Source organism: Mycobacterium sp. E2327, assembly GCF_001672675.1.
Taxonomy (GTDB): Bacteria; Actinomycetota; Actinomycetes; order Mycobacteriales; family Mycobacteriaceae; genus Mycobacterium.
Genome location: NZ_LZKE01000212.1, coordinates 1 through 26,423, shown reverse-complemented (window position 1 = coordinate 26,423; position 26,423 = coordinate 1). Strand labels below are relative to the sequence as shown.

The following is a 26,423-nucleotide window of genomic DNA, read 5'->3' as shown; positions in this document are numbered from 1 at the left end:
GTACTCCCGTTTATTATGACCGCTATCGGCATGTACTCACGTTACTCAACTGGGGATGGTACGTCGGGCGATACCGGGTGACAAACTTGGAAGGACACTACATGCTGCACCGGATCGCGCTGTTGGCTATCGCCGCGCCGCGGCGGGTCATCGCTGTTGCCTTGCTGATCCTCATCGGGGCATCGGTCTTTGGTGCCCCGGTCGCTCCGAGCCTGTCGGTCGGCGGCTTCCGGGATCCGAGCTCGGAGTCGGCCCACGCCAGCGGGCTGTTAACCGACAAGTTCGGTCAAAGCGATCAGCAGCTGGTGTTTGTGGTGACTGCGCCCGGAGGTGCCGCCAGCGATCAAGCTCGTCGGGTCGGCACCAATATCGACGAACAGCTGTTGCGGTCCCCGTACGTGCTGAACGTGTCCTCGGCGTGGACCGCTGCACCGGAGATCGCGGCCGGGCTGATTAGCAAGGACGGCAAGTCCGGCTTGATCGTGGCCAACCTCAAAGGCGGCGAAAACAACGCGCCGAAATACGCCAAGGCGCTGTCCGATCAAATCGGGGGCGATCGCGACGGAGTCGACGTGCGCGCTGGGGGAATGGCGATGGTCTACGCGCAGGTCAACGATCAAACTCAGCGCGACCTGGTGTTGATGGAAGTCATCGCAATCCCGTTGAGCTTCCTTGCACTGGTGTGGGTGTTCGGTGGCCTGCTCGCGGCGGCGCTGCCCGTTGCCGTGGGGCTCATCGCCATCGTCGGTTCCATGTCGATACTGCGGCTACTGACTTTCACCACGGACGTCTCGATTTTGGCGCTCAACCTCAGCACCGCGCTGGGCCTGGCGCTGGCCATCGACTACACACTGTTGATCATCAGCCGCTACCGCGACGAGCTGGCCGAAGGAGCCACTCCCAAGGACGCACTGATCCGGACGATGGCCACGGCCGGGCGAACCGTGCTCTTCTCCGCGATCACGGTCGCGCTGTCGATGGCAGTGATGCTGTTGTTCCCCATGTACTTCTTGAGATCGTTCGCCTACGCCGGAGTTGCAACGGTCGCATTCGCCGGTCTCGCGGCGATCATGGTGACCCCGGCAGCGATTGCCGCACTGGGGCCTCGGCTGGACTCCCTGGATGTTCGTCGGCTGGTACGTCGGGTGCTGCGTCGACCTGATCCGCTGCCGAGACGACCAGAACAGCTGTTCTGGTACCGGTCAACCAAGCTGGTGATGCGCCGAGCGATGCCCATCGGTCTGGCCGCGCTCGCCGTGCTGCTGCTGCTGGGATTCCCGTTCCTGCACGTGAAGTGGGGCTATTCCGACGACCGCCTGTTGCCGCGATCTGCGTCCGCCCACCAGGTGGGCGACCAGCTCCGCAACGATTTCGCCAACGATTCCGCGCCGGCGATACAGGTCGTCATCCCCAACGCGCGCGACCTGGTTCCTTCCGACCTTGACGGCTACGCTGCCGATCTGTCTCGGGTGCCCGACGTGTCCGCGGTAGCCGCTCCGGCCGGCACCTTCATCGGTGGGCACGATGTCGGGCCACCGGCGGCCGCGACTGGGATCGCCGGCGGCAGTGCATTTTTGACCGTCGCCAGTTCCGCGCCGTTGAACTCGTCAGCCTCCGACACCCAACTCGACCGGTTACACAAGATGCCGGGCCCCGGTGGCCGGTCAGTCCAGCTCGCCGGCCTCGCGCAAGCCGACCGCGACAGCGTCGAAGCCATCACCTCGCGCCTGCCGCTGGCGGTCGGATTTATCGCTGTCGTCACCTTCGTCCTGCTGTTTTTGCTTACCGGTAGCGTGGTGCTGCCCGTCAAGGCGTTGATCCTCAACGTCTTATCGCTCACGGCGACGTTCGGTGCCCTGGTATGGATATTCCAAGAGGGCCACCTTGACGCCCTAGGGACCACGTCTACCGGAACGTTGATCGCCAACACGGCGGTACTGATGTTCTGCATCGCGTTCGGCCTATCCATGGACTATGAGGTGTTCCTGGTGTCCCGGATTCGCGAGTACTGGCTGGCATCGGCTCGCAGCAGCGACGCCAACGACGAGTGCGTGGCGTTGGGCGTGGCCCGTACCGGGCGCGTGATCACCGCCGCCGCGCTGGTCATGTCGATCTCGTTTGCCGCGCTGGCCGCCTCGCAGGTGTCGTTCATGAGGATGTTCGGGCTCGGACTGACCCTGGCCATACTCATGGACGCGACCGTGATACGCACCGTACTGCTACCGGTCTTCATGCACGTGCTGGGCCGGGCCAACTGGTGGACCCCCAAACCGCTGGCCTGGCTGCACAACCGGATCGGCATCAGCGAATCGGCCAGCCGCGCCAGGCACGTGGCGCCCGGTTACGTGGCCCAGGATGAGTAGCAGGAGCCGGTCTGTAACGCAATCGGGTTGGCCCCTAGCGGTTTTCGCATGCCCAGATTCCGGCCGGCTGGACCGCGCAGAAAACCGACCCGCGTCGTCGGCGCCCTGGACTCAGTTGTCCCTCACGGGCGCTATATCGCCTGCAGCGGAAATAGATTCGGCGGCCAGAGCGAAATGACTCACCCGGCCTCGGCGGGCGTGGGCGCCTCGCCGAAGCGCGCCAACACCAGCGTTCCGCACACGGCCACAACGAATCCCGCGATCACCAGCCAGCCGAGGCCGTCGCGGGCGGAGTCACCCAGCCAGACGACGCCCACGATCGCGGGCGCAATCGTCTCACCGACGACCATGGCCGCCACCGTCGTCGTCACCGAACCGCGGTGCAGGGCGGAGGTGAGCAGGAGAAATCCCGCGACCCCGCCGCCGGCGCCCGCGTACAGCGCCGGCTGGGTGTAGAAGCCGGGCTTGGTCGGGTCGACGACATCCATCAGGCGCACCGCGATTTCGACCACGCCGAATCCGCTTCCCGCGCAAAGGCCCAGGGCGAGCCCCCGGGCGCGGTCATGCAACCGGCCGGCGGCGGCACCGATGAGGAATATCGCCGCGACCACACCGATCAGCGCCCAGCCGAGTCCGGCCGGGGCGCGGCGAAAGTGGCCGGGGCCCGCCGCGCACGCGAGCACGACGAGGCTCACGCAGACCACCGCGACGGCCGTCCATTCCGTTGCGGACAGCCGCGCCGACAGCACCCAGGCCGAGACGATGCCGGTGACCGCAATCGATGCCGCCAGCGCCGCGGCCACGACGTAGATCGGCACCAACCGCAGCGCCATCACCTGAAGCAGAAACCCGAGGACGTCAAGGCCGATGCCGGCGATATAGCGCCACTGCCGGACGGCCCGCATCAACAGCACCGCGTCGACGCCCGACTTGCTGGCCGGTTCGACCGATCGGGTGGCGACCGCCTGCAAGACCGTGGCGGTGCCGTAGCACACCGAGCAACCCAGCGCGAGCAGGAACCCGATGAGCACGGACTAGACAATACGGGGGCCGGCGAGTGTGGGCCCTAGGTAGGGAAACTGCCGCGGATTCGTCCATAGGCCCCACGCTCAAGCCCAGGCAACTCACATCTGCGAGAGGATGCGTGCGAGCTTCGCGGTGTACTCGGACTCGGAGATCGCGCCGGCGGCGCGCAGCGCCTCCAGTTCCCTGAAGCGCTCGGGAACCGGCACCGGCGGGTCCGGATACGAATGCGCCGTCGGGTCCGCGAGCTGCCTCGTGTCCCTAACGCCCCATTCCGAGCCGAGGTTGACGAGCCGGAGCGCGAAGAGCACACCGCCCGCGGTGATCGGCAGCCCGAGGTAGAGCAGCCACCCCAGCGGCACGCCCGCGCGGCTCAGAGCGAAGTAGCGCGAGACCAGCAGCACGGCGATCAGCGCGCCGGACAACAGGACAGCGGCTTTGGTCTTCATGCGGCAAGTGGAAACCGGGCAGGTGGCTACCGATCCCAACTGCGGCAAAGGTAATCCAGCACCAGGGCGGTGACGACGCCGTAGCCGAAGTGCGGAACCAAATCGCTGATCCAGCCGACGACGCCCCAGGTTCGCGGGTCGGTCACGCCGAGCACGGTCATCGGCCCGTTGGTGCCGATGAGGGCGAGCGCCGTCGCGACGAGCGCGGCGACCACGAGGCTCGGGCGCCAGCCCAGCGCGTAGGCCAGCCCGAGGATCAGGCCCATCCCGATCCCCGCGGCATACCCGGTCAGCGCACCCAGGCCGAGCAGCCGATTGGCCAGGACGTCACCGGATCCCGGCACCGTCAGGCCGAACAGCTTCGCCATCGCCTCGACGGTCCGTTCGGGCGTGGAGCTCGTCGGCCGGCCGCGCACGGCGATGTCGAGATAGGTGATCACGTTGAGCGCGGTGGTACCGGTGGCCCCCGCGGCGGCGCCGCTCAGCAACCCCGGCCACAAGTGGGAAGCCCGTGGATGTTTCATCCTGCCGCTGCCCTCCGCTTGTCGCGATGCGCATCTTCTGAAAAGAAACTACAGTTGACTGCCATGACGAACCGCATGCGCCGTACGGCGGCCGCGGTCTGCGCTGGCGCCGCTGTCGTGCTTGCGGTCGGGCTGGGCGTCGCCGGCGCTGGTGAGTCGCCGGGCGGCGCGACGGCCCAGTTTTCGAGTGTCGCGCCCGCTCCCGGCGATGGGGGCGGCGCGATACCGGTGCAGCCGGTGGGCGGCGGCGCCTGCATCATCGGCCTGAACTGTGGCTGCATTCCGCACCGCACCTGTCCCACGCCGCACCCGCATCCCGGTACGGCGGGCGCCAACCAACACGACGCTCCGCCCCCGCAAAATCCGTAGCGACGGGCTTCCTGACCAGGACCCGGGCGGCTTTCCTATCATTTGCGAATGAGCGCAGGTGGGCTGGATACCGTGGGCTCGCCGGCATTCACCGACGAGGACCCGGCCCTGTTTCGCGCCGCCGGCTGGTGGTCCGATTTGACGCTGTCGGACGCGGTGCGCCAGAACGCCCGGTCGGCACCGGACCGTCCCGCCTACGTCGACCATCCCGGGAAGTCGCTGTCATGGCCCGAATTCGACCGTGCCGCAACACAATTGGCCGATTTATTGGCCGGTGTCGGTGTGGCGCGCGGTGATCGGGTCGCGGTGTGGCACGGCGACTCCGCCGCCATCCACGTGCTGTTCGTCGCGATCGAACGGTGCGGTGCCGTCGTGGTCGGCATCGGCGCGCGCGCCGGGACCCGCGAGGTCGCCGCAATCCTGCGCAACGCGCGGCCGAAGATTCTGGTCAGCGACGCCCAGCGCGCGGATGCCGCGGTGGGCGTGGCGGGCGAATCCGCGCTGGTCCTGGACGGCGATCCGGGCGCGCTGCGGCTGAACGTCGACGCGGAGCCCGGGACGGTAACCACGGAGACACAACTGGGTCCCGACGACGTCTTCCTGATCAACTCCACCTCCGGGACCACGGGCCTGCCCAAATGCGTCGTGCACACGCAAAACCGGTGGCACTACTTTCACCAGAAGGCCGTCGCAAACGGGTTGCTGACACCGAACGACGTCTTCCTGCCGGTGATACCGACGCCGTTCGGGTTTGGACTATGGACCAGCCACACGACGCCGATCTACCTCGGCGCCACCGCGGTGATCCTGCCGAGGTTCACCGCATCCGCGGCGTGTGAGGCGATCGCCCGCCACCACGTCACCGTGCTGTGTTGTGTCAGCACACAATTGACGATGCTGATGGCGGACCCGGCATCTCGCGAACACGACCTGAGTTCGCTGCGCGTCGTTTTCGCGGGCGGCGAGGCGCTGCCCTACCGACCCGCCGCGGAGTTCGAGGACCTCACCGGCGCGAAGATCCTGCAGTTCTACGGCTCGAACGAGACCGGGATGCTGAGCGCGACCACGGTCCACGACCCCCGGGAACGCAGGCTGCGCACCGGCGGCCGGATCGTCCCGGAGATGGCGGTTCGGCTCTTCGACGGCGACCGGGACGTCACCGCGACGGGGCGCGGACAGCCCGCGTGCCGGGGCCCGGCGACGAGCCTCGGGTACCTGGGCGGGACCGACCACGACAAGCTGTTCACCGCCGACGGGTGGATGCGGATGGGCGACATCTGCGAGATCGACGCGGACGGCTATCTAAGCGTCACCGGCCGAACGTCCGATTTCATCGTCCGCGGCGGCAAGAACATCAGCGCCAGCCAAGTCGAGGACGCCGCCACCACCCACCCCGCGATCGCGGTAGCGGCGGCCGTCGCGATGCCCGATCCGGTGTTCGGTGAAAAGGTTTGCCTTTACGCCGAACTCGTCGACTCGCGGGCCGTCGATCTGCCGGAGCTCGTCGAGCACCTGCTGGCGCTGGGCGTCTCCAAGGAGCTGCTGCCCGAACGGCTCATCGTGGTCGACGAGCTGCCCCGGTCGTCCGGCGGCAAGATTGCCAAAGGCCAGCTCCGCGAGGATATTCGAATCAGGACGGAGGCGGATCATGAACGCTCCTAACGCACGTCGAGGTGGCGTCGAGGTGTGGGCGCCGTCGGTGGTGCCCCCGATCGGCGTCGACCTGTCCAACGAGCAGGCGCTGGCCGTGGCCTTCCGTCACCTCGCCGGCATCGGCTTCGCGGAAAACATGGCCGGACACATCACCTGGCAGCTCGACGGCCAGACGGACATGTTCGTCAATCCGTGGGGGCTGTGGTGGCAGGAGCTCACCGCCTCGGACATCTGCGTGGTGAACAGCGAGGCGCGGGTGGTCCGCGGCCGGTGGGATGTCACCCCGGCCATCCACATTCACACCGAATTGCACCGCGTGCGCGACGACGCCCGCGTCGTCATCCACAACCACCCCTACTACGTGTGCGTGCTCGCCGCGTTGGGCAGGCTTCCCGAACTCGTCCACCAAACCGGTTCGCTCTACCTCGACGACCTGTGCCTGGTCGACACGTACGACGGGGAAGTCGACAGCCCCGCGCGCGCCGCGGATCTCGCCGCGCGCATCGGCGGCGCCAACCTCACGATCCTGGCCAACCACGGCGTCATCGCGACGGGTCGCAACCTGCCGGAAGCCGTGTACCGGGCGGCGTCCATCGAACGGGTCTGCAAGCTGGCCTACGACGTCATGCTCACCGGCCGGGAACCGGTGAAGATGAACTGGTCGGACATGGCCGGCATGCAGCGGTCGCTGATCGAGCGCGCCGCCGACGTGTACTGGGCTGGGGCGGCCCGGATGACCATCAAGGCCGATCCCGATGTCCTCACGTGATGCGCGTGGATGGTGAAGCCGTCAGCGCACACTCAAGCGCCCTGCCCCGCGAGGAGACTGACGAGTGAAATCGATCGATGAGCTGGCCGGCGACCTGAACTTCACCACCGCGAAGACGGGCGGTGACCGCTCGGTTACCTTCCTGCCCGATCCGCCCCGTGCGCCACGGCGTTACACGGTGATCTCGGTGGACGACCACATTGTCGAACCGCCCGACACCTTCACCGGGCGCCTGCCGCGCAAGTTCGCCGACCGCGCCCCGAAAGTCGTCGAGACCGACAGCGGGGGACAGACCTGGGTGTACGACGGCCGGGAACTGCCCAACGTCGGATTCAACGCCGTCGTCGGGCGGCCGGTGGCCGAGTACGGCTTCGAGCCGGTCCGGTTCGACGAGATGCGCAGGGGCGCATGGGATATCCACGCGCGGGTGAAAGACATGGACCTCAACGGCATCTATGCCTCGCTCAACTTTCCCTCGTTCCTGCCGGGGTTCGCAGGCCAGCGGCTGCAGCAGGTCACCACGGACCGCGACCTGGCGCTTGCGTCGGTGCGGGCATGGAACGACTGGCACCTCGAGGTCTGGGCGGGCTCGTATCCCGAACGCATCATTCCCTGCCAGCTGCCGTGGCTGCTGGACCCCGAACTCGGCGCAAAGATGATCTATGAGAACGCCGAACGCGGCTTTCACGCCGTCACTTTCAGCGAGAACCCGGCGATGCTCGGATTGCCGAGCATCCACTCCGGCCACTGGGATCCGATGATGGCGGCGTGCGCCGAGACGGACACCGTGGTGAACCTGCACATCGGCTCCTCCGGCTCCTCACCGTCCACCACCGACGACGCGCCGCCGGACGTCCAAGGTGTGCTGTTCTTCGCCTACGCCATTTCCGCGGCGGTCGACTGGCTGTACTCCGGCCTGCCCAGTAGGTTCCCCAACCTGAAGATCTGCCTGTCGGAGGGCGGAATCGGCTGGGTCGCGGGCTTGCTGGACCGCCTCGACCACATGCTCAGCTACCACGCGATGTATGGCACCTGGCAGGCCCTCGGCGAAAGCCTCACTCCCGCAGAGGTCTTCACCCGAAACTTCTGGTTCTGTGCGGTGGAGGACAAATCGTCGTTCGTGCAGCGCGATCGGATCGGCGCTGACAACATCATGCTCGAGGCCGACTACCCGCACTGCGACTCCACCTGGCCGCACACCCAGGAGACGATCCACGAACAGATCGGCGATTTGCCACCGGACGTGATCCGAAAGTTCAGTTGGGAGAACGCGTCCCGGCTGTACCGGCATCCCGTGCCGGTCGAGGTCCAGCGCAATCCCGATGCGTTCTAGGCCTTTTCGTGCTGACGCTCGTGCGGACAAGGGCAATCGGTGTCGCCGCGCGCCGAAAGCTGGTGCGACGCGCCCACCGGCGCCGACACGGACGCCAGCGACACGTCCCTCGGGCACGACGGCTCCGAGATCCAGTTCATGAACTGCCAGATGGCGGCCACTAACGTGACGAGCAGCAGCGCCGTCGCGACCGCGTGAAACACCAGGTAGTAGCAGTATCCGGACGGGGACTGCGGTGAACCATCGCCCGCGGCAACCGTTTTGAACGTCGCAATTCCCAGCAAGACAGCCTCCCTCTTCGACGCAACGGCATCGACCCCGACAACAACTGCTCGTTAGTCCTTCGGAGCGAGGCCCCGACCGGATGGCGAACACGTCGCATCGACCGAACGCAACGCGCAAATGCTCTGGTCGCGGCGGTCTCGGGCGCGCGTTTTGAACCGTCGGGCTCTGGGTAGCCGACCGGGGACGTCGGTCCTCGCGTTCAAAGCCCGACCGTCAGACAAGTGGGATTGGCAGGCGAATGAACACCCTCGCGTTGCTGGCCGGCCGCTACGAGGTGCGCGGCAGGCTGGGCCTGGGCGGCATGGCCGAAGTTCGCGACGGCTGGGACACCCGACTGAACCGGCCCGTCGCCATCAAGCTATTGCACCCGGTGTTCAACGCGCAGCCCGACATTCGGAACCGATTCGACGCGGAGGCGCGCGCGGCCGCGGCGCTGAACCATCCGAACATCGTGGCGGTTCACGACTGCGGCGAGCAGGACGGCATACCTTTCATCGTGATGGAGCGGTTGCCGGGCAGTTCGCTGGCCGACCAGATCGCCCGCGGTCCCCTTCCGGTCCCGCACGTCCGAGCCACCCTCGACAACGTTCTCGCCGCGCTGACGGCCGCGCACCGCGCGGCGATCCTGCATCGGGACATCAAGCCCGGAAACATCCTGGTCGGTGCCGACGGCGAGGCCATGAAGGTCGCCGACTTCGGGATCGCCAAAACCCACGAGGCGGTCGCCCACACGATGACGGGCCAGGTCTTCGGCACCATCGCCTACCTGAGCCCCCAGCGGCTCGCCGGGGCGCCGGCGACCGTGGCCGATGACCTGTATGCCGTCGGGGTGGTCGGCTATGAGGCACTCGCGGGGCATCGCCCCTTCCCGCAGGAGAACATGGGTGCCCTGGCCCGCGCCATCTTGCACGACCGGCCGCCGCCGCTGGCCCTGCTGCGACCCGACGTCGATCCCGCCCTGATCACCGCGATCGAACGCGCGATGGCGCCGGATCCGCGACAGCGGTTCGGCGGCGCCGCGGACATGCGGGGCGTCCTGCACGGTCGTGGGGCGGCCGTGGTGGCCGGGATGCCCGTCGCTGCGCCGCCGCGCCCGCCGACCAAGGTGCTCGAGCCGCCCCAGCCGGCGCGGAATCCGCGGCCGGGGGGCCGGACGAAAAAGCTGATCGCCGCCGCGGCCGTCCTGGCCGCGATGATCGTTGTCCCGTTTGCGATCGCTTCCGACCCGGCGCCCTCGAACGCGCCCGCCAAACCGGTGACGACGAGCACCCCGTCGCCGGTGCCGGTGCCGGTGAGCAATCCGGTTCCGCCGCCCCCGCCTACCGAACAACCGCCGGCTCCGCCACGGCATGGCCCCGGCAAGGGGCATGGCAAGGGACACGGCGGCGACTAGGCCTCCCAGCCCACGAGCACAATGCGCAAAAGCTCAAAATCGCTCGTTGAGCGGGTATTGCGCACAAGCGCGTCTGCGCCGTCATCGCTCCGTAGTTTCGAGTGAACAAGGTGTCGAGACCCCCTCGACCGAGACACCGACCAGGAGCGCGCCGTGTTCACTCAGCCGGAACTGACTACGGGATCAAACGCCTACCGCGGGACGCCCGCTGCGCTTCCGCAGCGACTGCCCACGAGGCAGGACGGCTATGTCGAGCGCACGGTCATCACCAGTGACGGCGTGCGGCTCGCGGTCCGTGACTACGGTGCCGCCGGCGCCCGGGATCACACCGTGGTCCTGATGCACGGCCTGTGCCTGACCCAGTCGAGCTGGGCCCTTCAGGTCCGCCACCTGGTGCGTCGGTGGGGCGACAGCGTGCGCATCATCACCTACGACCACCGCGGCCACGGCCGTTCGACCGGAGCCGACATGCACACCTACGAGATCGACCGGCTCGCCGCCGACCTCGCCGACGTCCTCGCCGTTCTGCGCGTGAGCGGTCCCCTGACCCTGGCAGGCCACTCGATGGGTGGGATGACGGCCCTGGCCTACCTGGCGCGGCCGGCCGCCGAGCGCCCGGTGGAACCGCAGGGCCTCGTCCTCGTGGCGACGGCGGCGGGCCGGCTTGCCGAGCGCGGGCTGGGCCGCTTGCTGGCCAGCCGGGCCACGGGAGCCCTGTTCGATCTCGTGCACCACATGCCGCGACGGGCGACGGATCAGGCGATCAACGGGCTGGTGCGACCCGTCTGCGAAGGCCTCATCAAATATTCCGGCTTCGACCGCAACGGCGCCGCAGCGGTGACCCAATCCGCGATTCGCACGATCTCCTTGACGACGGCGGCCGGCTTCCTGCCCAGCCTGAAGCGGTACGACCAGTACGACGGGCTCGCCGCGATCGCCGCGAACACGGTCGTCATCAGCGGGGGAGCGGACCGAACCACGCCGGCCGAGCACGCGCGTGATCTGGCCGCCGCCATCCCGGGCGCCGTCCACCTGCACCGTCCCACCGCCGGGCACATGCTGCTGGAAGAGGACGCGGAGTGCGTCAGCGCGGCGATCGACGGCGTGATGTCCACGCGTCGCCGGCCGGCCCGTGGCGCGGCCAGTTGACCGCCGCCCGCAGGCTCGAATGTTATGAGCGTGCAAATTCTTTTCGTTTGCTGTGCGGGAACGCTTGCGGCTCGCTAACGTCGGGCCATCGCAATTGGCTGACATCTCCGCCCCGGGGGGCGGAAGCGAACTGGAGGTTGCCCGATGAGGAAGATCGTTGCCGCCGGTGCTTTGGCGTTCTGTGGGCTGCTGACCACCGGCGTCGGCATCAGCAACGCCGAAGAGATTCAGGTCGAAGGCAACTACGCGACCCAGGCCGCGTGCGAGGTGGACGGCCCCCACGTCGAGGTCAACCATCCCGGCACCTTCACCCATTTCTCGTGCGTTCAGCATTCCGACGGCCTCTGGTACTTGTATCTGAGCAACTGATTTCCCGGCCCCGGCCGGAAACCGGTCAGAGGTCGGAGGCCAACCTCCGCAGAATGTCCGCCGCGGGCTCGGCGGTGGCGTGCCGATACCCGGTGCCCGCCCACAGGTGGACGTAGTCCGGCTTGCCCGCTGCGGCGGCGGCCTTGCGCATCGGGCTGGTGAGGTAGTGAATCGCCGGGTAGCCCAGCGGCGCCTGCGCCTCGTGGGCATCGATGAACGCGTTGCGCAGGCCGCGGGCCGGCCGGCCGGTAAAGGCCCGGGTGATCACGGTCTCGCTGTAAGCCGGATCCATGAGGGCGGCCTGGTGGGTCGCCGAGGCGCCGCTTTCGGTGGCGCGGAGCAAAACCGTTCCGACCGCGGCCGCCACGGCGCCGGCGCGGATCACGTCGGCCACCGCGGCGGGAGTGGCGAGGCCACCGGCAGCCATCACCGGCAGCGGTACCGTCGCGACGATCTGCGCGACGAGGTCGACGATCGGGACCGGTGTCAACGGCGTGCGGGGCGAGAGCGTGCCCGAATGCCCGCCGGCCGTCGCCGCCTGCACGGCGAGCATGTCGACCCCGGCGTCGCGCGCCTGCGCCGCCTCGTCGGGCGTCGTCACGGTCTGCACCACAACGGTATTGGCCCTCTTCAGCGCGGTGATCACCTCGCGCGGCGGTATCCCGAACGTGAACGACACCAACGGCACCGGGTCGTCGAGCAGCAGCGCGATCTTCTCGTCGAAGCGGTCGGTGTCGTCGATCGGCTCGGTTGGAAGCGTCAGCCCGAACTGATCGGCGTCCTTTTGGACGATCGCGGCGTAAGCGCGGTAGCTGTCGGGGTCGACGGGCAGGGGATTGGGCGCAAAGACGTTGATCCCGAACGGAATTCCCTCGGCGCGCACCTTCTTGATCTCCGCCTCGACGGCGTCGACGGTCTTGTACCCGGCCGCCAGCATGCCGAGGGCGCCGGCCTGGGTCGCGGCCGACACCATCGCCGGCGTGGTCGGCCCACCGGCCATCGGGGCGGCCACCAGCGGTATCGACATCCCGAACTGTTCCAGCATCGCAGTCCCCCTTCGAGTCCGGATCACACGCTGCCCTGAGGATATCGGCGAAGCACTGCCATTCCATCCCGGCGCCCGACCTGACAGGATGCTTCACCGTGAAGCGGCCCAACTTTCTAGTAATCGTGGCGGACGACCTCGGATATTCCGACATCGGCGCGTTCGGCGGCGAGATCAATACGCCGAACCTGGACCGGCTGGCCTATGCCGGCGTCCGGTTCACCGATTTCCACTCCGCCCCGGCCTGCTCGCCCACCCGGGCGATGCTGTTGACCGGCACCGACCACCACATCGCGGGCATCGGCACGATGCTCGAGGTCGCGATCCCCGAGTTCCACGGCGCCCCCGGCTACGAGGGCTACCTCAACGACCGGGTCGTGGCCCTGCCCGAGCTGCTGCGCGACGCCGGATATCTGACGCTGATGTCGGGCAAGTGGCACCTGGGCGACACCATCGAAACGTCGCCGTGGGCGCGCGGGTTCGAGCGCTCGTTCGCCTTGCTGCCGGCCGGCGCCAGCCACTACGGCCCCGCGGTGGGCGGCGGGTTTTCGCCCGTGGCAACGCTTTACACCGAGGATGACCAGTTCGTCACCGTTGGTGACGACTTCTACTCTTCCGACTTCTACGTCGACACGCTGCTGCGCTACTTCCGCGAGCGCACCGACGAGGACGACCGTCCGTTCTTCGCGTATTTGCCATTTCAGGCCCCGCACTGGCCGCTGCAGGCGCCGGGCGAGACCATCGCGACCTATCACGGCCGCTACGACGCCGGCCCCGACGAATTGCGCGAGGCCCGCCTGGCGGCGCTGAAGAAGCTCGGGCTTTGCCCGCCCGACGTCGAGGCGCACCCGGTCGTGGCCGACGGCGCCACCGAATGGGCCGACATGACCGACGACGAGCGTGCGCGGTCGGCCCGCAGCATGGAGGTCTACGCCGCGATGGTGGACCGGATGGATCAGAACATCGGGCGGGTCATCGACTACCTGTCCGACACCGGCGAATTGGACAACACCGTCGTGATCTTCCTGTCCGACAACGGCGCGGAAGGTGCGATGGTCGAGGCGATGCCGCTGCGCGGCGCCCAAATCGTCGCGCAGATCGAAAAGTACTGCGACAACAGCCTCGACAACCTGGGCGGGCCCACCTCGTTCATCTGGTACGGCCCGCGCTGGGCGCAGGCGGCCACCGCGCCGTCGCGACTGCACAAGGCGTTCACCACGGAGGGCGGGATCCGGGTGGTGGGCTTCGTGACCTGGCCCGGCTTCGCCCGGCAGGCCGAGATCGGCACGGCCTTCACGACCGTCATGGACATCGCCCCGACGGTGCTCGAGCTCGCCGGTGTCGCGCACCCCGGCACCGCCTACCGGGGCCGCGACGTCGCGCCCATGCGGGGCCGTTCCCTGGTGCCCTACCTGTCGTGCGACAGCGAAGCGGTCCACGACGTGGACACCGGCACCGGTTGGGAATTGTTCGGGCGCAGGGCGATCCGTCAGGGCGACTGGAAGGCGGTTTATCTGCCCGCGCCGTACGGTCCGGGCGCCTGGCAGCTGTACGACCTGTCCGGCGACCCGGGCGAGATCGAGGATCTCGCCGCCGAGCGGCCCGACAAGCTGGCCGACCTACTGGCGCTGTGGGATCGCTATGTCGAGGAGACCGGCGTGATCCTCGACCCCGTCTCGGTGTTCGACGCCGACCTCTAGAAGCGGATTTCTTCGATAGCCGTGGCCGGCGGCGCCCGAGTGCTAGCGTCGGCTCCGTGTCAGCTGACGGCAACCTCATCCGTATCGGCATCTTGGGTGCGGCCCGCATCGCGCCCCTGGCGGTCGTCAACCCCGCAAAGCAACACAGCCAGGTCGAGGTGGCCGCGGTGGCGGCCCGCGACCCGGCGCGTGGGCGCGACTTTGCGGCCAAGCACGGCATCCCGCGGGTACACGACAGCTACGACGCGCTGATCGCCGACCCGACCATCGACGCGGTCTACAACCCCCTGCCGAACGGCCTGCACGGCCGGTGGACGCGGGCCGCGCTGGACGCCGGGAAGCACGTCCTGTGCGAAAAGCCGTTCACCGCCAACGCCGCCGAGGCGCGCGAGATCGCCGCGATCGCCGCGAATTCCGATCGGGTGGTGATGGAGGCCTTCCACTATCGCTACCACCCGCTGACCCGCCGCGTCGAGGAGATCATCGCCTCCGGCGAGCTGGGCAAGCTGCGCAGGGTGGAGGCCGCCATGTGCTTCCCCCTGCCGAGGTTCTCCGACATCCGCTACAACTATTCGCTTGCCGGCGGGGCGCTGATGGACGCCGGGTGCTACTCGGTCCACATGGTCCGCACCTTCGGTGGTTCGACGCCGGAAGTCGTCTCCGCGCGGGCGAAATTGCGCGATCCGCAGGTCGACCGGGCCATGACGGCCGAAGTGAAGTTCGCCGGCGGGCACACCGGCCGCGTCCGCTGCTCGATGTGGTCGTCGCGGCTGCTGCAGATCAGCGCCCACGTGGTGGGCGAGCACGGTGAGGTGCGGGTCTTGAACCCCGTGTTGCCCAGCGCTTTCCACCGGCTCACGATCCGATCGCACGACGGTCGACGCGTCGAGCGCTTTTCGCGCCGCACTACCTACGCCTATCAGCTCGACGCCTTCGCCGGGGCGGTGATGCGCGGGGAACCGGTCAAGACGACCCCCGAGGACGCGATCGAAAACATGACCGTCATCGACGAGATCTACCGGGCCGCGGGACTTCCCCTACGTAACCCGAGTTGATCCTCCGGTGCACGCGTTCGCCTGCCCCCGGTGTCGCGGCTTCGCGCCCTTCGAATCGATGCGCTGCCCGAATTGCTCGGCCGAGCTTGGATTGCATGTGCCAAGCCGCGCGATGGTCGTGACCTCCTCCGGTGCGGCCGTCGTCGCGGGCGAAGTCTGGATTCGCTGCACAAGGTCGGCCACCCTCGGCTGCAACTGGCTGACCCGGGAGCAACAGGAAATCGGCGGCGAGCAGGGGCGATGCCTAGCCGATTCGCTGATCCGCCGAGAGCCCGACGCGGACGACACCATCGCGGTGGAGAAGCTCGCGGCCACCGCGGTTGCGCTGCGTCGCTTGGTGTATCAGCTCGTCGACATCGGGTTGCCGATCGACCCCTACTGGCGAAAAGACGGCGGGCTGGCATTCGATCTGCTGTCCAGTTACAGCGGCGGCGAGCGGGTGGTGATCGGACACGCCGACGGGGTGATCACGATCGACCTGGTGGAGTCGCTCGACGCCTACCGTGAGGCGCTGCGGGTCAATCTCGGGGAGCCCTATCGCACCATGCTCGGTCACTTCCGCCACGAGATCGGCCACTACTACCAAAACGTCCTCGTGGAACAGGATCCCGGCGCCGCTCGCTATCTCGACGAATGCCGCGAGATCTTCGGCGACGAGCGCGCGGATTACCAGCACGAGTTGGCACGACACTACAAATTCGGCGCCCCGCCGGACTGGGGCGACTCCTACATCTCCGAATACGCGACGATGCACCCGTGGGAGGACTTCGCCGAATGCTTCGCGCACTACCTACACATCGCCGACACCATGGCCACCACCCGCGAGGCCGGGATGGTCTTGCACGCCGACCGGGTCCGCTTCTCGGTGCCGCGCGATATTGTTCCGCTCGCCTCGGATGACGCTGCGCCGATCGAGCATCTGCTCGAAGACTGGAAGTGGTTGGCGCTGTTCTTCAATCAGGTGAACACCGCCATGGGCAAGAACCCGCTCTACCCGTTCCACATCCCGCCTCCGGTGGTCCGCAAGCTGGCGTTCGTGCACAAAGTGATTCGAGGGACCGCGCGGCAGGGGTAGCAGGGCGAGCCGGCCGGGACGTCGAAGAGCGCGCCTTCCGGCCCCATCGCCCCCACAGCGGCCTGATAACTCAGGAGATCTCGGACAACAAGCGCCGCGCCGCCTCGACGCAAGGGCGGAGGCGATCAATCGGACTGACGCCCGCCAGCGCCAGAGACCTTCTCGGGACTTCGATTTCGATCACGATATCGGCGGGCAGCGCGGAAAGGATGTCGTGGAGCGGCAATTCACCTTCGCTGGGAACCATGCGTTCGAACATGGCTTCCTCCATGTAGTTGTCGCCCCGAGGCGCCAGCGTCGTGTCGTTGACTTGGGCATACCCGATGTGGTTGGGGTCCATGGCTGCGATGTCCGCGGCGGTCGAGCCGGATCGCACCAGATGCATGGTGTCGATCAGCAATCGAAAGTCGGCCCGCGCCACGTGTTCCCGAGCGGCCAGCGCGGTGGGCAGGTCGCCGATGGTCAGCCCCGGCACCGGTTCCACGACCGTCTGGATGCCGCGCTCGGCGGCCAGTTCGGTCAGGATCGCGAACTGGTCGAAAGTGCGGCCGAGGTCGGGGTCAAGGCTCACCACGTTGATCCGCGGAACGCCGAGGTCGGCCAGCGCGTCGAGATCGCCCGCGAAATCCCGCATTTCGGCGCCGGGCAATACCAGGAACCCGTCGCCGAGCGAGATCGTGACGCCACGGTTGTCCATCGCGGCCCGTAGATCCCGCCGCAGCGCCGCGTCCTTGAGGGAGAACGGCGGATAGCCGAGCGCTACCAGCGGAAGCCCCCGCACAACCGCCGACATGTAGCGGCAGCCGAGGTCCGCGGTGAGATCGACGAATTCCACTGGGGGAAGGCCGAAGCCGCCGAGAAATCCGATACCGAGGCGGTCCATGTTATGCGGGCCGGCCGGCCAGTTGGGCCAATTGATCAGCGGCCTGGGGTGTTTGAGTGGTCAACGCGATCTTCCCGGAAGTCACCGGCTCGACGATGATCGGCGCCTCCAGAACCAGGTCGTCGCGGATGAAGGCGACGTGGTCCTGCAGGTGGGCGGCGGTGAACGTTGCCCAGGCAGCCGCCGATGGCGGGTCCATGGTCAGGCTCACCTCGTAGAAACCGGACGTCAGCGACGCCGGCGGATCCACGTGTGTCAGCGCCAACCGCATCGTCTCGGGACCCAACGTATAGAGCGTGCTCCGGACCAGGTCACAGGTAACCAGCACGTTCGTCGGCGCCACCGGACTACCCGGGTTGGTGGCGGGGCACTTGTTGGGCGTCGTCGGCTGCGACCTCTGCACCGGCCGGACCGGCAACGGTTGGATGCTCACCGCGGGGGGCGGCGATTGGGTGCTCGTCGGGGCCGCGGCGGTGGTTGGCGCGGTCGTGGAGGTGTGGTGTGGCGTCGAGTGGCAGCCGCACATCACCGCACCGAGCAGCAGGGCGCAGGTGAGGCCGCGGGCGCCCACCGAGCGCTTGATCATTGCACCACAGTTTCATCCGAGGACCCGTCGCGTTCGCCCGACACGCCCTTTACGGACACTACAAATATAGAGTAGTCTCCCGCTTCGGATGCCCGCGATGGACAAACGACGAAAGCCCAACCCCACCGAACGCCGCCGCGACCTTTGCGACGCGGCGATCCATCTGCTGGCCCAGGAGGGCGCCAAGGGGTTGAGCCATCTCAAGGTCGACCGCCAGGCCGGGGTCCCGGACGGCACGACCTCGTTCTATTTCCGGACCCGCTCGGCGCTGCTGCGCGCCGCGGCCGAGCGGCTGGCCGAGCTCGATTTGGCGACGTTGCAGTCCGTGGCGGACGGGGCCGAGCGTCCCGACGGACAGCGAAACCACCCGTCGCCGTCGCGGTTGTCGCAGGTGGTGATCCAGGCCGGGAACGAACCGCAATTGTCGCGAACCAGGGCCCGCTACGAGCTGACCATGCAGGCCACCCGCGACCCGGCGGTGGCGGCGATCCTGCAGCAAGCCACGGACGCATTCACCAAGCTGCACCGCGAAATCCTGGTGCAGCTGATGCCGCGCGGCGCCGACCTGGAGCCGGCCGTGGTCGAGGACCTGAGCAACATCACGCTCACCTTTATCAACGGCCTGCTGCTGCGCTTCGCCCATGGCGACCGAATCATCGACAGTCCCGAGCAGCTCGACGGGATCCTGGCGGCCATCGCCACCGGCATCCTGAAGAACCCCAACAAGGGCCGGCTGACCGAGACCGGCGGGTCGTCGGCTCAAAGCCTTGCCAGAGCACCCGCCATATGATTCTCTACGAGAATAGAGTAGGCGCAACGTATTTAAGCGACACGTATAAATTGTTCGGCCCGATTCCGTCGCCGACGGACAGCTCAGTGGACAGGTGAGAATGCAGGCGCTAGGAGGGATTTCGTGACGGCGAGCACGGACAGTGATGTTCATTTCGACCCGTACGACGTCGAGCTGATTGCCGACCCGTATCCGATGTTCGCGCGCCTGCGGGACGAGGCGCCGCTCTACTACAACGCCGAATACGACTTTTATGCGCTGAGCCGCTACGCCGATGTCAACAAGGCCCTCATCGACAACGGCACCTACAGCTCGGCCCGGGGCGTGATCCTCGAGTTGATCAAGGCCAACCTCGAAATCCCTTCGGGCATGCTGATCTTCGAAGACCCCCCGATCCACGACGTGCACCGCAAGCTGTTGTCGCGGATGTTCACCCCCCGCAAGATCAACGCGCTGGAGCCGATGATCCGGGACTTCTGCGCGCAGCTCCTGGATCCCCTGGTGAGTTCGGGGCGATTCGACTTCGTCACCGATCTCGGCGCGATCATGCCGATGAAGGTCATCAGCATGCTGCTCGGGATTCCCGAGGAAGATCAGGAGTACATCCGCGACCGCGGGAACGCCCAGCTACGCACCGAGCCCGGCAAGCCGATGAGCGCCGCCGAGCACGGCCTGTCGGTGGGCGAGCAGTTCGAGGCCTACATCGACTGGCGTGCCGAGCATCCGTCCGACGACATCATGACCGAGCTGCTCAACGTGGAGTTCGTCGACGAGACCGGCACCACGCGGCGGCTCACGCGCAGCGAGATCCTGGTGTACCTCAACGTCGTGGCCGGGGCGGGCAACGAAACCACGACCCGGCTGATCGGTTGGGCGGGAAAGGTACTCGCGGAGCACCCCGATCAGCGCCGCGAGCTCGTGCAGAACCCCGGCCTCATCCCGCAAGCCATCGAGGAGCTGCTGCGCTACGAGCCGCCGGCCCCGCACATGGCGCGTTACGTGACGCGCGACGTCAGCCTGTACGACCAGACGGTGCCGGAAGGCAGCGTGATGATGATGCTGCTCGGCTCCGCTTGCCGCGACGAGCGCCAATTCGGGCCCGACGCGGGCGAATTCAACATTCATCGCCCCACCCGCCCGCATCTCACCTTCAGCGTCGGAGCCCACTTCTGCCTGGGCTCGGCGCTTGCCCGGCTGGAAGGCCGGGTCGCCCTTGAGGAAATCCTCAAGCGCTTCCCGGAATGGGAGCCCGATCTGGCCAACGCCACGCTCAGCCCGACGTCGTCGGTGCGGGGCTGGGAGACCCTGCCAACCGTGGTGCCCTGATGACGGGCCGGGTAGCAGGGAAGGTCGCCTTCATCACCGGCGCTGCCCGGGGCCAGGGCCGAAGTCACGCGGTGCGCCTGGCCCAGGAGGGTGCCGACATCATCGCGGTCGACGTCTGCGGACCCATCGACAACCTGGCCTACCCGCATTCGACACCCGAGGACCTCGCGGAAACCGCGGATCTGGTGAAGGGCCACAACCGGCGCATCGTGACCGCACAAGTCGACGTGCGTGACTACGACGCGCTCAAGGCGGCGGTCGACGGCGGGGTGGAACAACTCGGCCGTCTCGACATCGTCGTCGCGAACGCGGGCATCGGCACCTTCGGCAACAAGCTGCACAAGATTCGCGAGAACGTGTGGCAGGACATGATCGACGTGAACCTTTCGGGCGTCTGGCACACCGTGAAAGCCGGTGTGCCGCACATCATCGCCGGCGAACGCGGTGGCTCGATCGTGCTCACCGGCTCGGTCGGGTCACACAAGGCCATGGCGTACACCGGCCACTACATCGCCGCCAAGCACGGGGTGATCGGGCTGATGCGCGCCTTCGCCGTGGAGCTGGGCCAGCACATGATCCGGGTGAACTCGGTGCACCCCAGCCAGGTCAACACGCCGATGACCATGAACGACGTGACGTTCCGCCTGTTCCGCCCGGACTTGGAGAACCCAGGACCGGAAGACTTTGCGCCGTTCTCGCAGATGACCCACACGCTGCCGGTGCCCTGGGTGGAGGCCGCCGACATCAGCAACGCCGTCCTGTTTCTCGCCTCTGACGAATCTCGTTATGTCACCGGCGTTTCGCTACCCGTCGACGCGGGAGCTTTGCTCAAGTAAAGAAAGTGGAGACCGATGCCTGAGTACGACTACGAAAAGCTGAAGAAGGAAGCCGAGCAGTACATCAAGTTCGAGAAGGACAAAAAGAACAGGATCGCCTACATCACTTTCGACCGTCCCGACGCGCAAAACGCCACGACGCTGGGCATGCGGCAGAACTACGCCGACCTGATCCACAAGTGCAACGTCGACGACGAGGTCAAGGTCGTGGTGATCCGCGGCGAGGGCGAGGATTTCGGTAGCGGCGGCGACCTGCCCGAGCAACGCCCGATGCTGGAGAATCCGGGCCTGCCGTTGCTGCACGAGCTCGCGATCAACGACGACGACGTCAAGTACCCGCCGGGCGGGTCGTACCGCTACCTGTCCACCGTCACGGACTTCTACGCCAAGGCGCGCGCGGGAAACCGCCCGCTGCAAGAGCTTCGGAAGATCAGCATCATCGAGGCGAAGGGCTACTGCTACGGGTGGCACTTCTATCAGGCCGGCGATGCCGATCTGGTGGTGTCCTCGGACGACGCCCTGTTCGGCCACCCCGCGTTCCGGTACGTGGGCTGGGGCCCCCGCCTTTGGTGGTGGGCGGAGACGATGGGCCTGCGGAAATTCTCCGAAATGCTGTTCACCGGGCGGCCGTTCAGCGCGAAAGAGATGTACGACTGCGGTTTCGTCAACAGCGTGGTGCCCCGCGAGAAGCTCGAAGAAGAGACGCTGAAATACGCGATGGCGTGCTCGCGGTCGCGTCCGACGGACACGGTGGCGGTGCAGAAGACCTTCCTGGAGCTGTACAAGCAGCACAAGGGCGAGTACTTCGGCAGCCTGCTCACCGGCATGGTCGAGGGCATGCTGCCGCTGATCCAAAACGATGCACAAGAGGTCGACCTCACCGAGGGCACCTTCGAAAAGGGCCTCAACAACGTGGTGAAGGACAATGACCTGAACTTCCCACCGGAGTGGCGCCTGAGCCGCTCGGGACGGAAGAAGCCCTGACCGTTTCGAGGGGCCGTCCATGTCCGCGTTGACGGGCTTTCGGATCGTCGAGTTGGCCGAGACGGTCGCGGGGGAGTACTGCGGAAAGCTGCTCGCCGACTTCGGTGCCGAGGTGATCAAGGTCGAGGCGCCCGAACGCGGCAGCCGCACGCGCGCGATGGCGCCCATCCTTGCCGACGGTCCCGAGGGCAGCGCGCTGTTCGCGTACCTCAATACGAACAAGCGATCCGTCGTCATAGACGCCGAGCGCCTCGATGACCTGATCGCATCGGCCGACGCGGTCATCGAAGACGGGATTTCTGGGGCCTCGGACCGATCGGAACGGCACCCGTCCGTCGTGTTCTGCTCGATCACGCCGTTCGGCGCCGAGTTCGGTAACGCCAAGAGCCTCAACGTGTTCCACGCCAGCGGGTGGGGGTATCACACACCCAGCCACGCCGATCCCACCAAGCCGCCGCTGCAGGGGCCGGGGCGGTTCCTGGCGGACTACGAGGCGGGCCTGGACGCGGCACTGTGTGTCGCGTCGTCGCTGTTCGGTCGGCTGCACACCGGCCGGGGAGAGTCCATCGACATCTCCCAGCACGCCGTGCTGGTCTCGCGCGCGGACTGCATCCTGGGCCGAATCATCACCGGGGAGGTTCCCGCCGAAGGGCGCCGCGACGACTACGACCAGGCCGGCCCCGCGTCGTTCTTCGCCTGCGCCGACGGCTTCGTCTACCTGTACATGACCAGCCGCGCCCACTGGACGGGACTGAAGGAACTCATGGGTCATCCGGACTGGCTGGATGCCTTCGAGGACGACTGGCTGGAGTTCTCGGTCACGACGGAAAAGGTCGAGGCGTTTCGGCGGGGCTTCGCCGCATGGGTGTGGGATTTGACCAAAGAGTCGGCGGCCGATCGCGCGCAGCGCCTCGGGGTGCCGTTGGTCCCGGTCAACGAGGCCGCCGATCTGCACCGGTCGCCGCAATACCGCCACCGTGGGTTCTTTCAGGAGATGAGCCACCCCACGCTGGGTGACGCGGCGTATCCGACCGTTCCGTACGCGCTCGGCGCATCGCCGGCCCGAATCACCTCCGCCGCGCCCACTCTCGGCCAGCACACCGACGCGGTCCTGGGCGGCCTGGACGTGCCGCGCACGCCGCCGAAGGTCAGATCGCCGCAACTCAAGCCGCCGAAGCGCCCGCGGGGCGGGCCGCTGCAGGGCGTTCGCGTCGTCGAGCTCACCAAAGTGTGGGCCGGCCCGTACGCCGGCAAGCTCCTGGCACAGTTGGGCGCCGAGGTGATCAAGATCGAAACGGCAACCGCCCCCGAGGAGATGCGGGCCTACGGCGGCACCGACATCGACCACGCCCCATACTTTCTCAGCATCAACCACGAGATCCTCAGCGTGGACCTCGATATCAAGTCGGACGAGGCCATGGCGCGGCTGCGCGAGCTGATCGCGCGCAGCGACATCGTCATCAACAACCTGCGGCCGGGCGCGATGGAGCGCCAGGGCCTGGGCTACGAGCAGCTCAGGGCCATCAAGCCCGACATCATCTCGGCGTCGATCAAGATGTGGGGCAACGACGGGCCGCTAGGGCATCAAACCGGTTATGCCCCATGCTTCGCCGCGCTGGCCGGGCTGGCGTCGCTGGTCGGCTACCCGGGCGGACCGCCCCTCGGAACGAGCATGCGCTACGGCGATTCCACCGTCGGAGCCGCCGCTGCGTACGCCGCCGTGGTGGCGCTGCTGCACCGGGAACTCAGCGGCGAGGGCCAGTTCGTCGACGTGTCGGCGGTGGAGACGCTGTCCTCGATGGTCGGCGACTGCCTGCTCGAGCAAAGCCTCACCGCAGAATGTTTGGGGCCCAACGGCAGCAAGCATCCCGACCTGTGCCCACACGGCTGCTACCCGTGCCAGGACGATTCCTGGATCGCGGTGGCCGTGGCAGACGACGCCGAATGGCGCCGGCTGTGCGAGGTGTTGGGCACCGAAGCGTTGTCCGGCGATGCACGTTTCGCCACGATGGAGGCCCGGCACCGCCACGCCGAAGCGCTGGACGGCGAGCTCGCCGGGCTCACCCGTGACCACGAGGCCGAGGAGCTGGCGCGACGGCTGCGGGCCGCGGGAGTGGCGGCGTGCAAGAGCGCCACCGTGATCGACGTGATCGGCGATCAACGCCTATGGGACCGCGAGCTGTTTCGCTTCGTGACGGATCACCGCGAAGGCCAGCGCCCGATAGTGGGACCGTCGTGGCGGATGGCGCACTGCCCGGCGCGGATCGAACGCGGCGCACCGGACTTGGGCGAGGACACCGCGTACGTCTTGGGGGAGATCCTGGGTGCGGGATCCCCGATGGGAGGCGGACGGTGACGACGCTGGCGAAAACCGTCGCCCTGGTTACCGGCGCCAGCAGCGGTATCGGGGCGGCAACCGCGAAGGCGCTGGCGGCAGAGGGCGCCGCGGTGGCCCTCCTGGCACGCCGTGCCGACCGACTCGCCGATCTGAAGGCCGAGATCGAATCAGTCGGTGGCACAGCGCTGGTCGTCACCGCCGATGTGACCGACGCCGAGGGCGTATCCGCGGCCGTGCAGCGCACAGTCGCCGAGCTGGGGCGGCTCGACACCGTGGTGAACAACGCCGGCCTGATGCGGTCCGGGCCGGCGACCGAGGCCCGCCTGCAGGATTGGGACGACATGGTTGCGGTCAACGTGCAGGGTGTCCTCTACGTCACCCGCGCCGTGCTCCCGCACCTGGTCGAGGCGGCCGGCAACTCACCGCGCGGCGTCGCCGATCTGGTCACCATCAGCTCGACCGGCGGCTGGGTGGCCCGACCCAACACCGCGGTGTACTCGCTCACGAAATTCGGGGTGAACGCGTTCAGCGAGGGCATCCGCCAAGAGCTGCTCGGTAACCGGGTGCGCGTCGGCGTGGTGGCTCCCGGAACCGTCGACACCGAGATCTTCAGCCACCTTCCCCCACCCTCACGGGAGGCGGTCGAGCGTCAGACGGCCGGCATGGTCAAGTTGCGGCCGGAAGACATCGCCGACGCCGTGCTCTACATGGTGACCCGCGATCGCCGGGTTGCCGTCAACCACATGCTGGTGCGCGCGGCGGAACAGACTTGGTGAGCTACGGCGAGCAGTCCGGCCTCGCGATCCCGGTCGACCCCAACGCTTTACGCGACGCCGGCGCGCGGTTCCTGACCGAGGCGTTTCGGGCTTCGGGCGTGCTCGCCGAAGGTAACACCGTCACGCGCATATCGGAGTTCCGGGAGGTCGCCGGCGGCAGCACCGGACGCAAGGTCGAGCTGTCGGTCGAATACGACCGGCCGCAACCTTCTTTGCACACCGACCTGTTCGTCAAGTTCTCGCGCGATCTCGAAAACCCGGTGCGCGACCGGGGAAGGACGCAAATGGAGCCGGAGGTCCGGTTCGCCGCCCTGTCGCGGACGCCCGGATTTCCCATCGCCGTGCCCGCGGTGCAGTTTGGCGACTACGACCGCAAGACCGGGACTGGAATCCTGATCACCGAACGAATCCCCTTCGGCTGCAACGGCATCGAGCGCCAATACCACAAATGCCTGGACTACGACATGCCCGACCCGCTCGGCCACTACCGCGCGCTGCTCAGCGCGCTGGGCCGGCTGGCGGGAACTTACGGATCCGGACGCCTTCCGGAGTCGCTGGCGTCATGCTTTCCGCTGGACGTGCGGGCGGCGACGGTGGGTGACCGAGCCCCGTTCAGCGCCGAGAAGTTGGACCGGCGCGTGTCCCAGCTGACCAGATTCATCGAAACTCACCCCGGGCTGGTGCCCACCAATGTCGGCTCGCCGGAGTTCTTGGCGCGCCTCCGGGCCGAGGTGCCGCGGGTCGCGCGTCAAGAGCACACGATCACGAGCCGGCTGGCCGACGACCCCGACTACGTCGCGCTGTGCCACTGGAACGCCAACATCGACAACGCCTGGTTCTGGCGCGACGGTGAAGGCGTTTTGCGCTGCGGCCTCCTGGACTGGGGATGCGTGGGCCAGATGAACATGGGCATGGCCATCTGGGGCGCGATGTCTGGCGCCGAAACCGACTTGTGGAACCAGCATTTCGACGAACTGCTGCGTCTGTTCGTCGGCGAAGTCGAGCGCTGTGGCGGCCCGCGCCTCGATCCGGACCGGCTGCGACGGCACACGCTGCTGTACGCGGCGGCGATGGGCGTCGCCTGGTTGCTGGACGTGCCGGCGCTGATCCGTGCGCGATTCGGCACCGACCCACCGGCGAGCCGGCTGGATCCGCGCATCAAGGACGACGAGAGCGTGCGCGCACCCCTGCAGATGCTCGCGAACCTGTTGAACCTCTGGGAACGGAACGGCATGGAATCCCTTGTGTCACTTTAGTTTCAGTGGTCACACAGCGGCGTTTGTTGTCGGTGGGTGTTCGTACGATTCGGGGTATGGGTGCGAGCAGTCGTGAGGAGATCGTCGAGCTGTT

The 26,423-nt window shown here is 67.4% G+C and carries 25 protein-coding genes; 18 read left to right on the top strand and 7 right to left on the bottom strand.

What is annotated here, in order from left to right:
• Positions 1-101 precede the first annotated feature (101 nt).
• Positions 102-2,363 carry an MMPL family transporter gene (locus A5712_RS24085; RefSeq protein WP_068110938.1) on the top strand — a complete coding sequence of 754 codons (2,262 nt, stop codon included), beginning with the start codon at positions 102-104 and terminating at the stop codon, positions 2,361-2,363.
• 179 nt (positions 2,364-2,542) lie between these two features.
• Here the strand turns inward: A5712_RS24085 and A5712_RS24080 are convergent, their stop codons facing one another.
• From A5712_RS24080 to A5712_RS24070, 3 genes are all read right to left on the bottom strand, one after another.
• A complete protein-coding gene (locus tag A5712_RS24080; protein ID WP_068110935.1) occupies positions 2,543-3,394 on the bottom strand; it encodes a DMT family transporter in 852 nt (283 codons plus the stop codon).
• Positions 3,395-3,487: 93 nt separating this feature from the next.
• Complete coding sequence (locus tag A5712_RS24075; RefSeq protein ID WP_068110932.1) at positions 3,488-3,835, bottom strand: SHOCT domain-containing protein; 348 nt, start codon at positions 3,833-3,835, stop codon at positions 3,488-3,490.
• Positions 3,836-3,861: 26 nt separating this feature from the next.
• The gene (locus tag A5712_RS24070) at positions 3,862-4,359 is read right to left on the bottom strand and encodes a hypothetical protein (protein ID WP_068110928.1); all 498 of its coding nucleotides are present in this window, start codon (positions 4,357-4,359) and stop codon (positions 3,862-3,864) included.
• Between the two features lie 63 nt (positions 4,360-4,422).
• On the opposite strand from A5712_RS24070, the gene A5712_RS24065 reads away from it, so the two are divergent.
• The 4 genes from A5712_RS24065 to A5712_RS24050 all read left to right on the top strand — a co-directional run bounded on the left by A5712_RS24065 (position 4,423) and on the right by A5712_RS24050 (position 8,483).
• Positions 4,423-4,728, top strand: coding sequence for a hypothetical protein (locus A5712_RS24065; RefSeq protein WP_068110924.1), 306 nt, complete (start codon positions 4,423-4,425; stop codon positions 4,726-4,728).
• 48 nt (positions 4,729-4,776) lie between these two features.
• The gene (locus A5712_RS24060) at positions 4,777-6,390 is read left to right on the top strand and encodes a class I adenylate-forming enzyme family protein (protein ID WP_068110922.1); all 1,614 of its coding nucleotides are present in this window, start codon (positions 4,777-4,779) and stop codon (positions 6,388-6,390) included.
• Positions 6,377-7,150 carry a class II aldolase/adducin family protein gene (locus tag A5712_RS24055; protein ID WP_068110918.1) on the top strand — a complete coding sequence of 258 codons (774 nt, stop codon included), beginning with the start codon at positions 6,377-6,379 and terminating at the stop codon, positions 7,148-7,150. The genes A5712_RS24060 and A5712_RS24055 overlap by 14 nt, the downstream gene beginning before the upstream one ends.
• Before the next feature lie 64 nt (positions 7,151-7,214).
• Positions 7,215-8,483 carry an amidohydrolase family protein gene (locus tag A5712_RS24050; protein ID WP_068110912.1) on the top strand — a complete coding sequence of 423 codons (1,269 nt, stop codon included), beginning with the start codon at positions 7,215-7,217 and terminating at the stop codon, positions 8,481-8,483.
• On the opposite strand, the gene A5712_RS24045 is transcribed toward A5712_RS24050, so the two are convergent.
• Complete coding sequence (locus A5712_RS24045) at positions 8,480-8,767, bottom strand: hypothetical protein (protein WP_068110910.1); 288 nt, start codon at positions 8,765-8,767, stop codon at positions 8,480-8,482. The genes A5712_RS24050 and A5712_RS24045 overlap by 4 nt on opposite strands.
• Before the next feature lie 239 nt (positions 8,768-9,006).
• Between A5712_RS24045 and A5712_RS24040 the strand changes: the two genes are divergently transcribed.
• From A5712_RS24040 to A5712_RS24030, 3 genes are all read left to right on the top strand, one after another.
• Complete coding sequence (locus A5712_RS24040) at positions 9,007-10,161, top strand: serine/threonine-protein kinase (RefSeq protein WP_068110908.1); 1,155 nt, start codon at positions 9,007-9,009, stop codon at positions 10,159-10,161.
• A 153-nt stretch (positions 10,162-10,314) separates the two neighbouring features.
• Positions 10,315-11,310 (top strand): alpha/beta fold hydrolase, encoded by a 996-nt coding sequence (locus tag A5712_RS24035; RefSeq protein ID WP_068110905.1) that lies wholly within the window; start codon positions 10,315-10,317, stop codon positions 11,308-11,310.
• A 144-nt stretch (positions 11,311-11,454) separates the two neighbouring features.
• On the top strand, positions 11,455-11,679 hold the full coding sequence (locus A5712_RS24030; RefSeq protein ID WP_068110900.1) for a hypothetical protein: 225 nt from the start codon (positions 11,455-11,457) through the stop codon (positions 11,677-11,679).
• 25 nt (positions 11,680-11,704) lie between these two features.
• Here A5712_RS24030 and A5712_RS24025 read toward each other — a convergent pair whose 3' ends face one another.
• Positions 11,705-12,724: a nitronate monooxygenase family protein gene (locus tag A5712_RS24025; protein WP_082973635.1), complete on the bottom strand. Its 1,020-nt coding sequence runs from the start codon at positions 12,722-12,724 to the stop codon at positions 11,705-11,707.
• A gap of 98 nt (positions 12,725-12,822) precedes the next feature.
• Here A5712_RS24025 and A5712_RS24020 point away from each other — a divergent pair, with 98 nt between their 5' ends.
• The 3 genes from A5712_RS24020 to A5712_RS24010 are packed head-to-tail and all read left to right on the top strand — an operon-like array spanning position 12,823 to position 16,554.
• The gene (locus tag A5712_RS24020; protein WP_068110897.1) at positions 12,823-14,424 is read left to right on the top strand and encodes an arylsulfatase; all 1,602 of its coding nucleotides are present in this window, start codon (positions 12,823-12,825) and stop codon (positions 14,422-14,424) included.
• A gap of 56 nt (positions 14,425-14,480) precedes the next feature.
• Positions 14,481-15,479: a Gfo/Idh/MocA family protein gene (locus A5712_RS24015; RefSeq protein WP_068110894.1), complete on the top strand. Its 999-nt coding sequence runs from the start codon at positions 14,481-14,483 to the stop codon at positions 15,477-15,479.
• 7 nt (positions 15,480-15,486) lie between these two features.
• A complete protein-coding gene (locus tag A5712_RS24010) occupies positions 15,487-16,554 on the top strand; it encodes a putative zinc-binding metallopeptidase (RefSeq protein ID WP_068110891.1) in 1,068 nt (355 codons plus the stop codon).
• 70 nt (positions 16,555-16,624) lie between these two features.
• Here the strand turns inward: A5712_RS24010 and A5712_RS24005 are convergent, their stop codons facing one another.
• Complete coding sequence (locus A5712_RS24005; protein ID WP_068110886.1) at positions 16,625-17,437, bottom strand: sugar phosphate isomerase/epimerase; 813 nt, start codon at positions 17,435-17,437, stop codon at positions 16,625-16,627.
• Position 17,438: 1 nt separating this feature from the next.
• Positions 17,439-18,023 carry a preprotein translocase subunit SecD gene (locus tag A5712_RS24000; protein ID WP_369830429.1) on the bottom strand — a complete coding sequence of 195 codons (585 nt, stop codon included), beginning with the start codon at positions 18,021-18,023 and terminating at the stop codon, positions 17,439-17,441.
• Positions 18,024-18,120: 97 nt separating this feature from the next.
• Here A5712_RS24000 and A5712_RS23995 point away from each other — a divergent pair, with 97 nt between their 5' ends.
• From A5712_RS23995 to A5712_RS23965, 7 genes are all read left to right on the top strand, one after another.
• Complete coding sequence (locus tag A5712_RS23995) at positions 18,121-18,813, top strand: TetR/AcrR family transcriptional regulator (RefSeq protein ID WP_068110883.1); 693 nt, start codon at positions 18,121-18,123, stop codon at positions 18,811-18,813.
• A 123-nt stretch (positions 18,814-18,936) separates the two neighbouring features.
• Positions 18,937-20,139: a cytochrome P450 gene (locus tag A5712_RS23990; RefSeq protein ID WP_068110880.1), complete on the top strand. Its 1,203-nt coding sequence runs from the start codon at positions 18,937-18,939 to the stop codon at positions 20,137-20,139.
• Positions 20,139-20,975, top strand: coding sequence for a mycofactocin-coupled SDR family oxidoreductase (locus A5712_RS23985; protein ID WP_068110878.1), 837 nt, complete (start codon positions 20,139-20,141; stop codon positions 20,973-20,975). The genes A5712_RS23990 and A5712_RS23985 overlap by 1 nt, the downstream gene beginning before the upstream one ends.
• A gap of 15 nt (positions 20,976-20,990) precedes the next feature.
• A complete protein-coding gene (locus tag A5712_RS23980; RefSeq protein WP_068110875.1) occupies positions 20,991-21,959 on the top strand; it encodes an enoyl-CoA hydratase/isomerase family protein in 969 nt (322 codons plus the stop codon).
• Between the two features lie 19 nt (positions 21,960-21,978).
• Positions 21,979-24,315 carry a CaiB/BaiF CoA-transferase family protein gene (locus A5712_RS23975; protein WP_068110872.1) on the top strand — a complete coding sequence of 779 codons (2,337 nt, stop codon included), beginning with the start codon at positions 21,979-21,981 and terminating at the stop codon, positions 24,313-24,315.
• Entirely contained in the window at positions 24,312-25,073 is a 762-nt protein-coding gene (locus A5712_RS23970) for an SDR family NAD(P)-dependent oxidoreductase (RefSeq protein WP_068110869.1), read from the top strand. The genes A5712_RS23975 and A5712_RS23970 overlap by 4 nt, the downstream gene beginning before the upstream one ends.
• Positions 25,070-26,329 (top strand): hypothetical protein, encoded by a 1,260-nt coding sequence (locus A5712_RS23965; protein ID WP_156766746.1) that lies wholly within the window; start codon positions 25,070-25,072, stop codon positions 26,327-26,329. Before A5712_RS23970 ends, A5712_RS23965 begins: the two co-directional genes overlap by 4 nt.
• Positions 26,330-26,423: the final 94 nt, after the last annotated feature.

What these genes read in the sequence shown, in the direction of transcription:
- A5712_RS24085 (WP_068110938.1), top strand. Translation starts at nt 102, where the DNA reads ATGCTGCACCGGATCGCGCTGTTGGCTATCGCCGCGCCGCGGCGGGTC.
- A5712_RS24075 (WP_068110932.1), bottom strand. Translation starts at nt 3,835, where the DNA reads ATGAAGACCAAAGCCGCTGTCCTGTTGTCCGGCGCGCTGATCGCCGTG.
- A5712_RS24070 (WP_068110928.1), bottom strand. Translation starts at nt 4,359, where the DNA reads ATGAAACATCCACGGGCTTCCCACTTGTGGCCGGGGTTGCTGAGCGGC.
- A5712_RS24065 (WP_068110924.1), top strand. Translation starts at nt 4,423, where the DNA reads ATGACGAACCGCATGCGCCGTACGGCGGCCGCGGTCTGCGCTGGCGCC.
- A5712_RS24060 (WP_068110922.1), top strand. Translation starts at nt 4,777, where the DNA reads ATGAGCGCAGGTGGGCTGGATACCGTGGGCTCGCCGGCATTCACCGAC.
- A5712_RS24055 (WP_068110918.1), top strand. Translation starts at nt 6,377, where the DNA reads ATGAACGCTCCTAACGCACGTCGAGGTGGCGTCGAGGTGTGGGCGCCG.
- A5712_RS24040 (WP_068110908.1), top strand. Translation starts at nt 9,007, where the DNA reads ATGAACACCCTCGCGTTGCTGGCCGGCCGCTACGAGGTGCGCGGCAGG.
- A5712_RS24030 (WP_068110900.1), top strand. Translation starts at nt 11,455, where the DNA reads ATGAGGAAGATCGTTGCCGCCGGTGCTTTGGCGTTCTGTGGGCTGCTG.
- A5712_RS24025 (WP_082973635.1), bottom strand. Translation starts at nt 12,724, where the DNA reads ATGCTGGAACAGTTCGGGATGTCGATACCGCTGGTGGCCGCCCCGATG.
- A5712_RS24005 (WP_068110886.1), bottom strand. Translation starts at nt 17,437, where the DNA reads ATGGACCGCCTCGGTATCGGATTTCTCGGCGGCTTCGGCCTTCCCCCA.
- A5712_RS24000 (WP_369830429.1), bottom strand. Translation starts at nt 18,023, where the DNA reads ATGATCAAGCGCTCGGTGGGCGCCCGCGGCCTCACCTGCGCCCTGCTG.
- A5712_RS23995 (WP_068110883.1), top strand. Translation starts at nt 18,121, where the DNA reads ATGGACAAACGACGAAAGCCCAACCCCACCGAACGCCGCCGCGACCTT.
- A5712_RS23985 (WP_068110878.1), top strand. Translation starts at nt 20,139, where the DNA reads ATGACGGGCCGGGTAGCAGGGAAGGTCGCCTTCATCACCGGCGCTGCC.
- A5712_RS23980 (WP_068110875.1), top strand. Translation starts at nt 20,991, where the DNA reads ATGCCTGAGTACGACTACGAAAAGCTGAAGAAGGAAGCCGAGCAGTAC.
- A5712_RS23975 (WP_068110872.1), top strand. Translation starts at nt 21,979, where the DNA reads ATGTCCGCGTTGACGGGCTTTCGGATCGTCGAGTTGGCCGAGACGGTC.